This window comes from Thalassotalea sp. G20_0 (assembly GCF_017744175.1).
GTDB lineage: Bacteria > Pseudomonadota > Gammaproteobacteria > Pseudomonadales > Endozoicomonadaceae > Endozoicomonas.
In genome coordinates, this window is record NZ_JAGHQV010000009.1 from 118,961 (window position 1) to 135,184 (window position 16,224).

The window sequence follows — 16,224 nt, forward strand, 5'->3', positions numbered from 1 at the left end:
GCGCTATTAGCTTTGACCTTTGAACAAATCTGAGTCTTCGATCAGGTGCCTGTTCGCCTCAGTGATTGTTTGAAAAATCCTGTTGCTTTCCTCATTGTTCTCAGGGTTTTTATCAGGATGGTGCTTTAGTGCCAGTTTCCGGTAGGCTCTTTTTACATCATTCAGGCTGGCACCTTCCGACAACCCCAATGCATTAAGTGACTGTCGATTCTTTTGGACCATCTGCTCTGCAGAGAGTTTGCGCGGGGCACCTTTTGGGTGAATTTTCCCGACCGACTGGCGCAGATAATCTACGTTGCCGTCGGACTCTTTAATCAAGTTATCCACTACTGCCCGTGCTTCCTCAGGGGAAAAGCCTTTTTTCTCAATTTGTTCAATCATCCAGGGGCGCAGTGTGTTGGCATTTTTATTACTTTGAGCATGAGGAGCATCAGAAACCCACCGCTGAAACCGGGACAGGTCTGAGCCAGCGACGTCCAGCGCATTAACAATGGCTTCATGGGACCGGTCCGGGCGGTAGCCTTTGGCGGTGAATTGCCCCATTGCCCATTGATAATTTTGCCGCTGCAGTTCTCGAAAGGCAGACTGTGGGGTCAATGGCGTGGTGTTAACCATGATTTCCACCGAGCGATAATCATAGCCGCACTGGGTTAACACCCTTTCTGCCATGACTCTGGCAACAGAGGGGGCATAACCTTTGCCCTGAAATTGGTGGGTAGCCCAGCTAAACCACTGCAGCCGAAGAATCGCTATACTGGCTGGCTGGTTAATCACGCCACTCTTGTTGACTGGCTGGATAACCACTCCATTTATTACGTAGCCAGCTATTTTTTTGTTACTGTATTGTCTGGCAAGAAGATCCATTTTAGGGATCGGATCCGTTTTACTGACTTTTCGCCCGAACTTTTTCCCGGATGCTGTCACCTGACCTTGGGAATTACCTTCCAGAAGGTAAGCACTGTGTAGCCAGCTAATGCCATTCATGCCTGCACCCATGCCATCCATCAATCGTTTCCTTTTCCCGATAATATATAGTCAGGTTATCGGAGCAACAGTTGGCAGTTTTAATTCAGGCAGCCTTACGGAAGGCTGCTCACGGGCAAGACCCACAGTGGGTTGGAAGCAAAACACAACGTCTGTATTAAGCCCGACAGGCTCCTGAGTTGCCCACTTTATTATTCTCTACTGCCACATCTTTACCCACCATCATTTCAGGTGTTGCCCGGTAAAACAGGGTAACACTGAGGGCAAACGTCAGTATTTCCGCCACCGGCAGGGCAAGAAAGGCACCTTCAAGCCCCAGGGTTTTCCAGAATAGAATGATCAGCACCAATGGCAATACCAGAGAGCGACTGATAGCAATCAGGGCCGACTGGGTAGCCGCATGCATACCGGTAAAATAGCCGGACAGGGTAATGTTGATACCATTAAACAGAAATGCCGGCCAGATTACGGCAATGATCGACATGGTCAGCGCCAGCGTGGCAACTTCATCACTCTGAATAAAAACACTGGCCAGCTCCTCAGGGTAAACCAGCAGAGCCATCGCAAAGGTAATACCCACCATAATGGCAAGACCAACAGCCAGTCTCACAAAACTGACAATACGCTCTGGCTTTCTGGCACCGAAGTTAACGCTGACAAGAGGCCCCAGGGCTTCTGCAGTGCCGTATGCCACCATGATGCTAAGCCACAGGATATAATTGACAATGGTAAAGGCGGCAACGCCGGTAGTGCCTGCTTCAATGATCAGAATCCAGTTAATAACGAACATGAGCAGTCCACCGGACATCTCATTAATAAACTCGGAAAAACCGTTATAGGCGGACCGGAACAACTCAAGCCAGGAACCATAGGGCTTAATCAACCGAATGCGGGCCTGTTTGCCAAAGAAACGCACTACCAGAAACGCAGTACCCAGCGTATAAGCGATACCACTGGCAAATGCTGCACCACTGACACCCCAGCCCCACATTTTGATAAACAACGCATCCAGTACAATGTTCGTGAAGGCGGTAAGCACCAGCCCGACCAGGCCATAGTTAGGCGCATCATCAACCCGGGCAAAATACGATAAGGTATAAGTCAGCCCCATGAACAACATAAAAGGCGAGACTATACGGATATATTCGGTGGTCAACGGCAGTGCTTCACCGTCTGCTCCCACAAAAGCCGCAATATCCCTGGCAAAAAAGTGCGCCAGGCTGGACACAGTGAGGGCAAAGATAACAATCACCGTCAGGGATTTGGTAAAAATATTGGACGCCCTGCGTGTATCTCCGGCCCCCAGGGCTTTACCGGCAACCACCGCGCCACCTACCAGCATCATGACACACAGGCCAAAGAACACCGAATACAGTGGTACTACCAGGTTAACCGCGGCCAGGGCTGTTGCCCCCACGTAATTCCCGACAAAGATACCATCAACAATACCCGCTGAAGACAGCGCTACCAGACCCAGTATGGATGGCACCACAAAACGGAAAAAATCCACCGTGGTGCAACCGGAGGTCATCGTTTCATCAGTAGTGTGAACTGACATAGGCGTTTCCTTATTGCGGCATTAGATTAGTCTGTGCCTGCAATGCTTTGTTCCTTTGGCTAATTAATATGAACACCTGTTCAAATTGGACACATGTTCAATTCTTTTTTATGCTATGTCAACCAGTAGTTATATCGGACAAATGCAGTCTATGAGTTACCTGCCAAAGGATGAAAAACGCAAAGCTATTCTGGAGGCCACCCTCTCCCTGGTGGTGTCCTGTGGCTTTGCCGGCATAACTGCCCGCAAGGTTGCCGCCGAAATGGGTGCCGCTACGGGAACCATCCACCATCATTTTTCGTCGCTGGATGAGTTGAAAACCGAAGTCATCCGTTATGCCATATCATCATCCGTTGACTCCGACCTGGAGGCCATTAAGGGATTACCACCCTACGAAGCCCTGTTGCAGATGTTGCTGCCATCAAACTTCCCGGACCGGGAGTTTGAAAACCGGGTGTGGCTCAGTGCCGCCGATGAAATGTGGCGCAATGAACAACTGAAGACTGTCTATTGTGAGTCCATGACCAGCCTGACAGACCTGATTGGAAATGTGATTACCCTGGGCCAAAAACAAGGTTTGTTTGATCCGGCTCTGGATAGTCGACAATGCGCCTGGAAGTTAATGGCCACCAGCTTCACACTGTCCAATTATTCCTACCTTGGGGATAGCAGCCTCAATCTTCATGCAATCGATGAGTTGGTGATCAACGATATCCGGCTGACACTGGGCATGAAGGATTCAGAAAAAACTCAGAGAGCCCGCTTATAAATCAACATCCGTCATAGTGTTGTTTTTTAATAATCACACCGCCGCCTCAACCCGGGAACGAAAACCCGGCTTTTTCAACAGCCGTTCCCTTTCATATTCAGTTCCAACAGGATCAGGTCAGGCTCCAGTTTTACAGCGGCTTCCTGCACCATCTGCAGGATAAGAATCTGAACATGGTGATGTTCGGTCTCCTGATATCCCGGGATTGGCAAGATGCGCGTATGCATCAGTAATAAATCATTTGTCGTTTAGAAAGTAACAGGCCGGAACCTTTTTCAGGGTGATTACTCTAAGAACCCTGAAACATATTCGGACTGATGGTAAGTTACCATGCAACCACTTAATGCCAGGGGTTATCCTGGCTTGCCACCAACCGGTGCTGCTGAAAACTCAGTGGCGTCAAAGGCAGTGGTCGACACTGCTTTATCGGTTTGTGCAAAACAGATTCCCTGTAGCTCTGGCCCCGGCGATCTGGCAACATCCGATCGCAATGGATTACCACCGCCCAATGGTCGCAAACGGTCTGTGGCAGTGCAGTCCGGAGTCAGGACCGACGGTCTGGCTGGTACCGGCGACAACAGTTGTGTGAATGCACACTGTACGGACGCTGCCAGCAGACTCCCACTGAATTGTGCCGTTGAGTCCGGGGATATCAGGATGGTGGCGTGGCAGCTACAAAATGGTGCAGAGGTTGATGGCAGCAACGAAAACTTGCTCAAGCGATCTGCCAGCCAGTTCCCAACCAATCAGGGGCTTACTCCATTGAGCCGGGCTGCCATATACGGGTTATCTGACATAGCGAGGTTGCTGTTGGAGTCCGGGGCATCTGTTGATCACTGCGATGCCAAGGGCCTGACACCACTGGCTACGGCTGCTGGCCGGGGTAACATCAAAGTAATGCAGCTGTTGCTGGATTACCGGGCAAACGTTAACGGCAATACCATCGGCTTACGGACTCCCCTGACCCAGGCTGCCAAGTGGGGACAGGTCGAAGCGGTAAGCCTGCTGCTGGAACATGGCGCGGATATTCACAGCCATGCCCGCAGCGAGAAAATACTAGGGCCCAAGGCTGCCAGGCAGAGATATGGTGCGAAAATCTACTGTTACGCCCGCGCAGCGGAAACACCAATTGCTCAGGCTGCCAAGCAAGGACAGGTTGCGGTGATAAGTCTGTTGCTGGAGCATGGCGCGGATATTCAAAGCCATGCCCGCGGAGGGGAAACACCACTGTCCCAGGCTGCCAGACGAGGACAGGTTGGGGCGATAAGCCTGTTGCTGGAGCATGGCGCGGATATTCACAGCCATGCCAGCGGAGAGGAAACGCCACTGGTCCAGGCGGCAAGATATGGACAGGTTGGAGCGATAAGCCTGTTGCTGGAGCATGGCGCGGATATATACAGCCATGCCCGTGGAGAGGAAACGCCCCTGACTCAGGCGGCAAAATATGGACAGGTTGAAGCGATAAGCCTGTTGCTGGAGCATGGCGCAGACATATACAGCCATGCCCGTGGAGAGGAAACGCCCCTGAATCAGGCGGCAAAATATGGACAGGTTGAAGCGATAAGCCTGTTGCTGGACCATGGCGCAGATATTCACAACCGTGCCCGCGGAGAGGAAACGCCTCTGACTCAGGCGGCAAAGTATGGGCGGGCTGGGGCGATAAGCCTGCTGCTGAGCAGGGGAGCCGACGCTAATAGCCAGGCTTCCGGATTCAAGGCACCTCTGTGGAAGGCTGCGGCCAGGGGACATACTGAGAGTGCCCGGGTACTGCTGAGTCATGGAGCCAACATTAACAGCTGTGAAAATAATAGCTATTACCAGTGGAATCCCCTGAGTGAAGCGGTCAGGTATGGGCATGTTGAGGTTGTCAAGCTGTTGTTGGAACATGGCGCGCAGTGGAAATATTCTAACGAGATAGGTCTGCTGAACCTGGCCGTTGATAAAGCCTACATCGAGATCGTGGAATTACTGTTGCAGCATAATGCGGATGACGTAAGCCGCTTTACAGACTGCCTATTTTCACCACTGTCAGTGGCCGTCGTCAGGTTGAATTTTGAGATAGTGAAACTTCTCTTGCAAGCGGGCGCCAATCCTGATGGCTGTGCCTTTGATATCTGGAACCTCCCTCCGCTGTCTCTTGCGGCCCGATCCGGGCACATTAAATTAGTTAAACTGCTGTTGCAATCGGGTGCCGATATTCACGGCAATAAAGTTGGGGAGTATACGCCCCTGACCCAGGCAGCCGCATCAGGACATTACCGGGTGGTGCGGTTTTTGTTGCGTCACAAAGCAGATGTTCATAGCCGTGACTGTAAAAAAGGTACCCCCCTGTTCTGGGCAAACAAACACGGGTTTTGTGAAATTGCTTTTGAACTGCTCTACCACGGCGGCTGTCCTCAAAGAAGCCTGGCACCGGATGTTATCCAGAAAGTCACTGAAAAATTTGGCTACAGCTCTCTGGAAACACCTCTCAGTCTAAAAGTTTTGTGCAAGAGGAGGATGATTGAGGTGTTTGATAAACAAACAATGTCTTCTTTCAATTTGCCCTGTTTTTTGAAACGTGAACTTCTGAATGAAAAAATTTTCCCCTGAAGTCCTGCCAGCAATGGCGGGGCGGTGATTTCTGCACCCTGGCTCTGGCACTCCTGGCAACTGCTCCAGCTCCTGCATCCATGCAGCGTTACAACTCCGTTTATCAATAAGCGGTGTATAAAAGTGACCAGCCCTTTTGCTCTTGGCAAAGAGGCTTATTTAATCTCCAGCACCTGCTCTTCGATTTTCTTTTTCCAGATCTGCGGACCAGTGTTGTGTACCGATTCGCCACGGCAGTCTACGGCTACGGTCACCGGCATATCTTCCACTTCAAATTCGTAGATCGCTTCCATTCCCAGTTCAGGGAAAGCCAGCACTTCAGCCTTTTTCACCGCCTGGGAGACCAGGTAAGCGGCACCACCGACAGCGATCAGGTAAACGGACTCATTATCCCTGATAGCCTCAATGGCTGCCGGGCCACGCTCTGCCTTACCGATCATACCGGCAAGACCGGTGCTCTCCAGCAGGGTACGGGTAAACTTGTCCATACGGGTTGAGGTGGTTGGACCAGCCGGGCCAACAGCTTCATCACGCACAGGGTCAACGGGGCCTACGTAATAGATAAAGCGCCCTTTCAGATCAACCGGCAGCTCTTCTCCTTTGGAGATCATATCCACCATGCGTTTATGGGCGGCATCCCGACCAGTCAGAATCTTGCCAGACAGCAGCACAGTATCACCTGGCTGCCAGCTTTTGATGTCATCATGGCTCAGGTTGTCGACATTGACCTTGCGCACGCCTTCGCCCATATCCAGGCTGACTTCCGGGTAGTCATCAATATTCGGTGCTTTCTGATATACAGGACCATTGCCGTTCAAGGTAAAGTGGGCATGGCGAGTGGCGGCACAGTTGGGAATCATGGCCACAGGCAGAGAAGCGGCGTGGGTTGGGTAATCCTTGATCTTGATATCCAGCACGGTGGTCAGACCACCCAGACCCTGGGCACCGATGCCCAGTTTGTTCACTTCATCCATAATCTCCAGACGCAGCTCTTCCACCCGGTTCTTTGGACCACGGGCGCGGAGTTCATGAATGTCGATGGGTTCCATCAAGGCTTCTTTGGCCATCAGCATGGCTTTTTCAGCGGTGCCGCCAATACCGATACCCAACATGCCCGGAGGGCACCAACCAGCACCCATGGTCGGTACGGTCTTTTTCACCCACTCAACAATACTGTCGGATGGGTTAAGCATAACCATTTTGGATTTATTTTCAGAGCCACCACCTTTGGCAGCCAGTTCCACCTCAACGGTGTCTCCCGGCACCAGGGTCATATGGATAACCGCTGGCGTGTTGTCTTTGGTGTTTTTGCGGGCACCGGCAGGATCGGCCAGTATCGAAGCACGGAGTACGTTGTCCGGATGGGTATAGGCCCGGCGAACACCTTCATTGATCAGGTCTTCAATGGATCGGTCAGTATCAAAACGTACGTTCATACCCACACGGACAAAAACAGTAACGATACCGGTATCCTGACAGATAGGACGCTTGCCCATGGCGCACATTCTGGAGTTCACCAGAATCTGGGCCATGGCATCTTTCGCTGCCCTGGACTCTTCTTTCTGGTAGGCCTGATAAACCGCATCAATAAAATCAATGGGATGATAGTAGGAAATAAACTGCAGTGCATCTGCCACACTCAGAATTAAATCATCTTCCCGAATCACAACACTCATTGGTTTTCACCCCTTGTTCTACGATTTTATTCCGCAATCCAACCTTGCCGATTTGAACCCGTGCAATAAGCTGAGAGCATCATGCCCTTTTGCACAGTCTTAACGGCAGGCAAACCTCATCTTATTTTGGAAGGGATTATACCAACGCCAAAAGCTAATAACATTGATTAACCGCAGGAGAGGTAAAGTTTTCTCAAAAAACGTCGTTAGAGGCTGCAACTGGTATTATCGATTGCAGGTTGTAAACTTGCACACCAAATTCACTGTGCAAAATGTCAGGGGTCTTTTCGTGCCGAAGATTCAATTTCAGGGCAACAGTTACCCGATGGATGAAAACGAGAACCTTCTGGATGGATTACTGAGCCAGCATGCCAGGGCACCTTATTCCTGCCGGGCCGGGGTCTGTCACTCCTGCATGCTTCGGGTGACGGCGGGACCTGTACCGACAGGAGCCCAGGCGTTACTGACTGCTGAGCAAATCAAAAAAGGCTATATTCTCGCCTGTCAGACCAAAGTAACTGGTGATTTAAGCCTGACACTGCCCACCCGGGATGAAGTGCCCGGTATTCTTACTGAGCTGACATCACTCAGCTCAACGGAAGTCATCATCAAGTTATCCACCCGCCTGCCTTTCGAAGTTGCCATTGGCGAACATATTACCCTGGTATCAAACGAAGGTTTTGAAGCCACTTACCCGGTTACCGGCGTCAGCGACGAGTCACAAACACTCGAGTGCATTATTGCTCGCTCCGCAGGGGGCAGCCCGTTCAGTGCCTGGATTCATTCCGAGGCAAGAGCAGGCGACCGCCTGATGGTGATCAAGAATGGCTAATCTCTGACCGGTAACGCATCAAGGGTTTTGTCATGCCCCATCCCTTCCGGATCCACATGATTCCTTGAGAATATATCGCGGGACATACAGCCGGTTTCTGCATTAACCAGACTGAAGGAAGGCTGACGCACCACTTCCTGAAAGGCGATCGTTCCATCTGGCATAACCACGGAGTGGGCAAGGTAGGCATCCACCAGCCCATGGGTATAATCAATCCCTTCTGTCTCAAAGCCCTTCAATACCAGAACTTCACCAGTTTTACATCCCAGAGCGATTTCATCACCGGTTACCGTACTTTTAATAATGGCCGGATGGCGACTGCCCAGGGGGAACTGAATGCTGCCGTAGTAATAATGCTCACCGTTGTCCCGGTGTTCCACCAGCACATCCCAGAAGGCCATAACATTCATAAACTCCCGGCCGCGATGATCCTTGACGATATTATTGCCGTGTTCACCTTTATCCAGGTATGAGCCTGACACCTTGAAGCGACGGGTAATGGCCTGATCAAAGTTGATGATGCCGGGATCCTGTTCTGCTGCAATCTGATACGCCACAGGGCGGCTGGGTAGAATGTTGATGGTGGCCTCTTTGGACTGTTTTGCTTTTTCGGCTTTGTTTTTTTCTTCAGCCTTGAGTTTTTCTTCTGCCAACTTCAACTCTTCTGCTTTTGCTTTCTCTTCTCTGGCCTTTTCCTCTGCTTTTCGCTTTTCTTCAGCCACTTTCAACTCATCGGCTTTGGCCTTTTCTTCCGTTTTGCGCTTTTCCTCAGCCACTTTCAACTCATCGGCTTTGGCCTTTTCTTCCGTTTTGCGCTTTTCCTCAGCCACTCTCAACGCTTCAGCTTTGGCTTTTTCTTCCTCTGCTTTGCGTTTTTCTTCAGCCACTCTCAACGCTTCAGCTTTGGCTTTTTCTTCCTCCGCTTTCCCCTTTTCTTCCGCCATTCTCAACGCTTCGGCTTTGGCCTTTTCCTCCGCTTTCCGCTTTTCTTCAGCCGCTCTCAACGCTTCTGCTTTGGCCTTTTCCTCTGCTTTTCGCTTTTCTTTAGCCAGTCTCAACTCTTCGGCTTTGGCTTTTCTCTTAGCCCTGCGCTGCTCCTCAGCCAACCTTAACTCTTCCGCCTTGGCTTTCTCTTCCGCTTCCCGTGCCAGTCTCTGCTCTTCAGCTTTCTTTCTGGCCTGCTCCCTTGCCAGACGGGCCTCATTTACCCGGGCCAATCTTGCCTGGTCCCTTTCTTTAACTACTGCTGACTTTGCTTCACTGGCCTTGTTATTTTCCTTCTGCAAACTCTCTGAACGCGGCCCCTGCTGCTCCCTCCCTTTATCAAGCTTTGTGGGCTTGACGATATTTGCTGACTCCCCGACTTTTGAGTCTTTGGCAATGGCGGTTCTGACAGGCATTTGGCGTACAACAGCTGTCTCGTTTTCCACCTCAGGTTTTAAGGCTCTTTGCTGCTCTGCTGTGACTATTGTCTGCTCATTGTCACCGACCAGTACTACCTCTTCATTCAGTTTCTTTTCTGCCAACCGGATATCCATAAACTTCAGAAAGGTTTCTGCCTGCACCGGGTCGGTAAGGTCAAGAGCGGCGACCTGGTTATAGAATTTAAAATCCCTGGATACACTGAGGTTTTGTGGATTGATATTCGCCCTTCTTTTTTGTTTGAGCTTCCCACCGGACTCCCCATCAGCCAGCACCGTGTAGAGAGGTACACCATCGTCGCTGTCCTTATCGGAGGCTTCTGTCTTTTTCGCATGGGCGATGGTTGAGGAGGCGGCAATAATCACTGCCGCAGACAGAACGGTTATGGCTGACTTCACTGTTCTGCCAGCAAAACCTTTATCCGGATTTCCCATAAGACCTGCACCTTTAATATCATGTAAAAGGAGAACTTCGCCGTGTAGCCTGAAAACAACTGAGCGGAGGGCTTCTGCAATTAAGGTGGTATGAGAATAGACCATGAAAAAAAATCATCCATAAACCAGGGCAAGGCGTTAGAAATATATGATTTCACAGGGTTAGCTACTTATAATGTGCCAGAAAGAGATTGCCAGGTAAGACAAACTCCTTGTCGTTCGGGCCGGGACTGAAGAGGTGATGTATGGGAATGAAAGAAAATATCATCGATAAGCTGAATGAGTCCTTACAGAATGACTTAATCGATGTAACCAATGAGAGCCATCTGCACAACACGCCACCGGGTTCAGAGTCACACTTTAAGGTCGTGATTGTCAGTGAAGCATTTGAAGGGAAAATGCCGGTCAAACGGCACCAGATGATCTATGGACTGCTGGCTGACGAACTGCGAGAGCAGATTCATGCGCTGGCGCTACACACTTACACCCCCGTTGAGTGGCAGACAAGAAACCAGACCGCCCCGGCATCACCGGATTGCCTGGGCGGCAGTAAAAAGTAAATAAGCGGCCTGTCTCTTTCGGGCAGCGGGTGACGGGCAGCGCTTACCAGCAATGTTGAATGCCAGTTCCTAACCCGCCACAGAAGTATGCAAACCACACTCCCGGTGTCCGTATACTTTTGTCGGGTCGTAGTAATCTTCTTCGATGGGCAGATCGTGGGTAACCAGGTACTCCTCAACATTGAGTTCCGTCCAGTTAAGGAGCGGTGCCACCCGGTAATAGCCATTGTTTGTCCGACTGACCACATCAAGGTTCTGCCGGAATTCAGTCTGATCCTTACGGATGGCGGTCAGCCAGTAATCCGGTGCTGATGCGTTCATGGCACGGGCAAAAGGCTCCAGTTTTACCTGCCGGGTAAACTCATCATGTTCCGGGGTATCAACCTCCGGCACACCACCGTAAATGGCATCACGAAAACCACGACTGTATTGTGGGTGAAAGACCCGGATATTGAGCTGCAAATGCCGAATCAGCTGGTCAGCAAAGCGGTAAGTCGCTTCAGTACCGTAGCCCGAATCGATCCAGACCACCGGGATATCCGGCTTGACCCGGGTGGCCATATGGATAATGGCCGCTTCATGGGGCCCGAAGTTGGTGGTCAGCACAGGTTTTTCAGCACGCTGGACGGCCCACTGGATAATAGCCTGCGGGCTCAGAGTCGACAGCTCCTGATTAATCATCTCCAGATTCATTATTTTCCCCATCAATCCATAACTTAACAGCATGCACTATAAGAGTGAGGCTTTATAACCACAAAGATTAATATGGACTATAAATATTACTGAATTAAATGCTCAGGCCCTGTTGACGCCATCTTCAGTACTCAGCGCTGAATACACCAGCAACGGTGAATACCCGGTCTTCGCTGGAAATCCCGATCAATGGTAGTAGCAGTGATCTCCTCAACACTGAACTTCTGCTCCAGTTCTTTGGCCAGCTGGAAACGTCGGAAGTTGTTGGAGAAATAGAGCACCCCACCCGGTTTCAGCCTGGCCATTGCCCGCTCGATCAACTCAACATGGGCTTCCTGCACATCAAATACCCCGCGCATCCGCTTGGAGTTTGAGAAGGTAGGGGGATCCATAAAGATCAGATCATAGTTCCGTGTCTCCTGTTTCAGCCACTGCAGGCAGTCTGCCTGCTCCAGCCGGTGTTTGCGATCCACCAGGCCATTGAGCGCCAGATTCTTTCTTGCCCAGCCAAGGTAGGTATTCGACAGATCGACACTGGTGGTACTGGCTGCACCGGCCACGGCGGCATGAACGGTTGCCGTTCCGGTGTAGCAGAACAGGTTCAGGAAATCTTTACCTGCGGCCTCCCGGGCAATGCGCAGGCGCATTTTCCGGTGATCCAGAAACAGTCCGGTATCCAGATAGTCCCTCAGGTTCACCAGTAAACGACAGTTCCCTTCTTTCACCTCAAGCATATCACCGGACTGCTCAAGCTTTTCGTACTGCCGCTTGCCAGACTGACGTTCACGACGCTTGAAGACCACATGACTATCCGGAATACCCAATACACCGGGAATCACCTCCAGCGCTTCCAGCAGACGCTGGTGAGCCTTCGTCTCATCAATACTTTTTGGTGCCGCGTATTCCTGCACATGAACCCAATCCCTGTAGAGATCCACGGCAACGGCATACTCCGGCATATCCGCATCATATAGACGATAGCAGTCGACACTCTCTTTCCTGGCCCACTTACCCAACTGCTTGAGATTTTTCTTCAACCGGTTGGCAAACATTTCACCACCGGCGGTGCTGGCCTTGAATAAGGTATTAGCCGCACTGTCCGGACGGCTCTGGCCGGAAACTGGCTGGTCAGCCTGTCGTTCACGAACATCATAGAGAAACAGCTTGCAGGAGAGCGCCCCATTAAACAGGGTGTAGCTTTTCTTCGGCCCCATGCCCAGACTTCTGATCAGCGCCTGTGAAGAGGTAAAGATCGCCGCCTGCCAACCCGGCGTCTGCTGTTTGATTTTTTCGCCAAGGTGTTTGTAGAGATAAACGAGACTGGCCTCATCGCCCATGCGCTCACCATAGGGTGGGTTAGCAATCACCAGTCCGGCTGGAATGTCAGGGTCAACCTTCAGACTGGCCAGCTCCTGCTGTTTGACATTAATCAGCTTACCCAGCCCGGCACGCTGGATATTGGCCCTGGCTCTCCCGACAATTTTTGGCAGACCTTCATAACCGACGATGGTCGTCTTAATCGCAGCCAGGCCAGCTGTGCGACGGGTACGGGCTTCCTCAAGTACTGCCAACCAGATTTTGGGAATATGCCCCATCCACTTATCAAAGCCAAAACGGGCCCTGAGCAATCCGGGCGCTATATCCGCTGCCATCATGGCACCTTCAATCAGAAAGGTGCCTGAACCACACATAGGGTCCAGCAGTGTGCTGCCCTGCTTCGCCAGTTCAGGCCAGCGGGCACGGTACAAAATCGCTGCCGCCAGGTTTTCTTTCAGGGGCGCTTCACCCGCTTCCAGGCGGTAACCGCGCTCATGCAGGCTCTGGCCTGACAGGTCAATGGCAACAAATGCCCTGCCGCTTCTGGCATGCACATTGACCCGCAGATCCGGCTTGCTGTTATCGACAGATGGCCGCCAGCCATAACGATCACGCAGCTGATCAACAATGGCATCCTTTACCAACTGGGAGCCAAAGCGGGTATGGGTGATATCCGGTGTCGAACCATTGAAATCAATCCGAAAACTGGAGCCCTGATCCAGATGCTCATCCCAGTCAAACGACTGCACACCCCGATACAGCGCATGCTTGTCAGAAGCATCCACTTCGCCGATGCGCAGCAGAATCCGACTGGCCAGACGAGACCACAGGCAAGCCCTGTAGGCCAACTCAAGGTGACCGGCAAAGCTGACGCCGGCAACCGTCTCTGCCACTTCACTGGCTCCCAGTTCCTTCAGCTCTTCTGCCAGCAGGGATTCTACTCCCTTGGGACAACTGGCAAACAGAGTCAACATCGTTGTACTCATAACGTCATATTCCTGAAAAATGCTAAAAAACAGCTCTTATTAACTAAAAATTCTCAATGTTTTCTCAACAAAAGCTTCAGATTTGGATAAAACTTAGAACGTTGACTTTCCTTGGGTGAATACCTTCTTCAGTCGACACTTTACCCGCACTGTATTTTGGGGGAGGACAGTTAGCACTTGCGACTAGTTACCTCCACCACTGGGTGAAGTCAGCTGTCCGGTAATTCTGAACCAAACCCGAGGCGCCAGGGAGGCCGTCAAAAACCATATCAGCAAGAGGCATTACCATGTTGAAAAGACTCAAAAGGGATAAATCAGATAGAGCCTTTAATAAAGGATACCAAGTGGGCCTTTCTGGCCGTTCCAGGGATATCTGCCCCCATCAGGAGACAGATTTGCGCCAGTCGTGGTTAAGTGGCTGGCGAGAAGGTCGCGTTGATAACTGGGAAGGAAAGACGGGAATTTCGGCGTTACACCGAATGTATAACTTCTCTCACTCCTATTCGGCCGACCAGCTCTGACTGCCTATTAAAAAGCCCCATTCGGGGCTTTCAGAAATTACCCGTGGATAAACGCGCTTTCTTATGCATCAACAGAGTAGACGGCTTCCGCAGCCTCTCGGATCAACTCCGGCCCCTTATAAATAAAGCCTGAATATATCTGCACCAGGCTGGCCCCCGCCCGGATCTTATCAGCCGCCGTCTGAGCATCCATAACACCACCAACACCGATAATCGGCAGCTTACCGGAAAGCTCACTGGCAAGCAGTCGAATCACTGCCGTGGACTTATCACTCAACGGCGCACCACTGAGTCCTCCCGCTTCCTCGGCTGTGGCAAAGCCGCTGACCTTATCTCGATCCAGTGTCGTATTGGTGGCAATAACGCCATCCAGTTCATACGACACCAACTCGGCAGCAACTGCGGCTATTTCATCGTCGGTCATATCCGGGGCAATTTTGATGGCCAGAGGCACCTGGCGACCATAGGCTTTAGCCAGTGATGCCTGTTCTTCCTTCAACACTGACAGCAGGCTTTTCAAGGCATCACCATATTGCAGTTTCCTTAACCCGGGAGTATTCGGGGAAGACAGGTTAACCGCAACATAACCGGCATGGGGATATACCTTACGCAAACAGGTGAGATAATCCCGGTTGGCATCTTCAACAGCCGTGGTCAGGTTCTTGCCAATATTAATACCGATAATGCCTTTGTACTGGCTCTTTTGAACATTCGCGACCAGCTGATCCACCCCCAGATTATTAAACCCCATACGGTTGATCAACGCTTCTCTCTCAGGGATACGGAACATTCTTGGTTTGGGGTTGCCGGGCTGTCCCACTGGCGTCACGGTTCCCAGCTCAAGAAAGCCAAAGCCCAGACTGCCCAGACCATCGATGCACTCACCATTTTTATCCAGCCCCGCTGCCAGCCCAACCGGATTGTTAAAGGTCAATCCCATCACTTCCCTTGGTTTGGCAGGGACAGCAGGTGCCATCAACCGGGTAAGACCAAGACGCCCTCCCGCACTGATCATTTCCATGGCAAAATCATGGGCAGTTTCGGCAGAAAGGCAAAACAGGGCACTTCGTGTCAATTTATACATAGGGGTTATCGATCAGTATGCGCCAGACAAAATTCGAAGGATTATACGATTTCTAATCCCTTTTGTCTCCAGGAGACTCCTTATAAGAGTTCATCGTGCGACAAAAAACATGAACGGATAAAACCGGGAGCAAAGGGTTATCTCCACATAGTCACAGTAGGAATGGCGGTCACCCGCCACACCCTGCGCAGATCCGTACTTGCACTGCAAGCGCATACGTCTCCTACCTCGAGTATTTAACGTCAAACCGTTGTCCGGCCATGTATGAATAACTTTTACTTTAGGCGACACAGTGTTGATGAAGGCACCAAACTTCTTCCAGATGACTTTTCCCTTTTAGATTCCAGGCGACCCAAAATACGACTTAGTCAGAAAACTGCTGGAATATACGACAAACCTTGAGAAAAAAATCACGCTACTTCTTGAGGATATTAGCTGTCTCCGAGAGGATAATACCTGTCTTCTTGAGGATAATACCCGCTTGGATAAGCGAGTGACTGCTCTTGAGAATGAAATCCATCGTCTTAAAGGGTTCAACTGCAAACCGGACATAAAGCCCAATACCAAGCCACTGGAAACTCTGCACGAAACTCGGCACAACGCCTTTGACCTCTCCTTTCTGAATTAACGCCCATTGTCTGGTGTAACGCGGTTAGGCTCGTGCATAACTTTAGAATTAAACGACAATCGCCTTGCTCTTGTTATAAAGTTTGATTTTTATGGAACTTATTTCTGCTGATTTTGTCTTTACGATTGCTTTTAAAGACACAGCCATGCATCTGTGCCTTTGATTATT

13 protein-coding genes are annotated in these 16,224 nt (G+C 50.9%); 5 read left to right on the forward strand and 8 right to left on the reverse strand.

Annotated elements, in window-relative coordinates:
* Positions 1 to 6 precede the first annotated feature (6 nt).
* Together J7438_RS28625 and J7438_RS07885 are read right to left on the reverse strand one after the other, a co-directional pair.
* A complete protein-coding gene (locus tag J7438_RS28625) occupies positions 7 to 1,005 on the reverse strand; it encodes a J domain-containing protein (protein WP_503003890.1) in 999 nt (332 codons plus the stop codon).
* A gap of 136 nt (positions 1,006 to 1,141) precedes the next feature.
* Entirely contained in the window at positions 1,142 to 2,542 is a 1,401-nt protein-coding gene (locus J7438_RS07885; RefSeq protein WP_209276122.1) for an MATE family efflux transporter, read from the reverse strand.
* A gap of 151 nt (positions 2,543 to 2,693) precedes the next feature.
* On the opposite strand from J7438_RS07885, the gene J7438_RS07890 reads away from it, so the two are divergent.
* Complete coding sequence (locus tag J7438_RS07890) at positions 2,694 to 3,311, forward strand: TetR family transcriptional regulator (protein ID WP_209276123.1); 618 nt, start codon at positions 2,694 to 2,696, stop codon at positions 3,309 to 3,311.
* Positions 3,312 to 3,385: 74 nt separating this feature from the next.
* Here the strand turns inward: J7438_RS07890 and J7438_RS07895 are convergent, their stop codons facing one another.
* Entirely contained in the window at positions 3,386 to 3,538 is a 153-nt protein-coding gene (locus J7438_RS07895) for a hypothetical protein (protein WP_209204022.1), read from the reverse strand.
* A 103-nt stretch (positions 3,539 to 3,641) separates the two neighbouring features.
* Here J7438_RS07895 and J7438_RS07900 point away from each other — a divergent pair, with 103 nt between their 5' ends.
* Entirely contained in the window at positions 3,642 to 5,903 is a 2,262-nt protein-coding gene (locus J7438_RS07900; RefSeq protein WP_209276124.1) for an ankyrin repeat domain-containing protein, read from the forward strand.
* 155 nt (positions 5,904 to 6,058) lie between these two features.
* Here the strand turns inward: J7438_RS07900 and J7438_RS07905 are convergent, their stop codons facing one another.
* On the reverse strand, positions 6,059 to 7,579 hold the full coding sequence (locus tag J7438_RS07905) for a fumarate hydratase (RefSeq protein ID WP_209204024.1): 1,521 nt from the start codon (positions 7,577 to 7,579) through the stop codon (positions 6,059 to 6,061).
* 289 nt (positions 7,580 to 7,868) lie between these two features.
* On the opposite strand from J7438_RS07905, the gene J7438_RS07910 reads away from it, so the two are divergent.
* Entirely contained in the window at positions 7,869 to 8,411 is a 543-nt protein-coding gene (locus J7438_RS07910; protein ID WP_209276125.1) for a 2Fe-2S iron-sulfur cluster-binding protein, read from the forward strand.
* Here J7438_RS07910 and J7438_RS07915 read toward each other — a convergent pair.
* Positions 8,408 to 10,267 (reverse strand): hypothetical protein, encoded by a 1,860-nt coding sequence (locus J7438_RS07915; protein ID WP_209276126.1) that lies wholly within the window; start codon positions 10,265 to 10,267, stop codon positions 8,408 to 8,410. The genes J7438_RS07910 and J7438_RS07915 overlap by 4 nt on opposite strands.
* Positions 10,268 to 10,518: 251 nt before the next feature.
* On the opposite strand from J7438_RS07915, the gene J7438_RS07920 reads away from it, so the two are divergent.
* Positions 10,519 to 10,827 carry a BolA family protein gene (locus tag J7438_RS07920; RefSeq protein ID WP_502950437.1) on the forward strand — a complete coding sequence of 103 codons (309 nt, stop codon included), beginning with the start codon at positions 10,519 to 10,521 and terminating at the stop codon, positions 10,825 to 10,827.
* A gap of 69 nt (positions 10,828 to 10,896) precedes the next feature.
* Here J7438_RS07920 and J7438_RS07925 read toward each other — a convergent pair whose 3' ends face one another.
* Both J7438_RS07925 and rlmKL read right to left on the reverse strand, forming a co-directional pair.
* The gene (locus J7438_RS07925; protein WP_286196457.1) at positions 10,897 to 11,553 is read right to left on the reverse strand and encodes a phosphoadenosine phosphosulfate reductase domain-containing protein; all 657 of its coding nucleotides are present in this window, start codon (positions 11,551 to 11,553) and stop codon (positions 10,897 to 10,899) included.
* Positions 11,554 to 11,651: 98 nt separating this feature from the next.
* Positions 11,652 to 13,823 (reverse strand): bifunctional 23S rRNA (guanine(2069)-N(7))-methyltransferase RlmK/23S rRNA (guanine(2445)-N(2))-methyltransferase RlmL, encoded by a 2,172-nt coding sequence (gene rlmKL / locus J7438_RS07930; RefSeq protein ID WP_286196458.1) that lies wholly within the window; start codon positions 13,821 to 13,823, stop codon positions 11,652 to 11,654.
* A gap of 287 nt (positions 13,824 to 14,110) precedes the next feature.
* On the opposite strand from rlmKL, the gene rmf reads away from it, so the two are divergent.
* Positions 14,111 to 14,344, forward strand: coding sequence for a ribosome modulation factor (gene rmf, locus J7438_RS07935; protein WP_503003891.1), 234 nt, complete (start codon positions 14,111 to 14,113; stop codon positions 14,342 to 14,344).
* 61 nt (positions 14,345 to 14,405) lie between these two features.
* Here the strand turns inward: rmf and J7438_RS07940 are convergent, their stop codons facing one another.
* A complete protein-coding gene (locus J7438_RS07940; RefSeq protein ID WP_209276127.1) occupies positions 14,406 to 15,428 on the reverse strand; it encodes a quinone-dependent dihydroorotate dehydrogenase in 1,023 nt (340 codons plus the stop codon).
* Positions 15,429 to 16,224 lie beyond the last annotated feature (796 nt).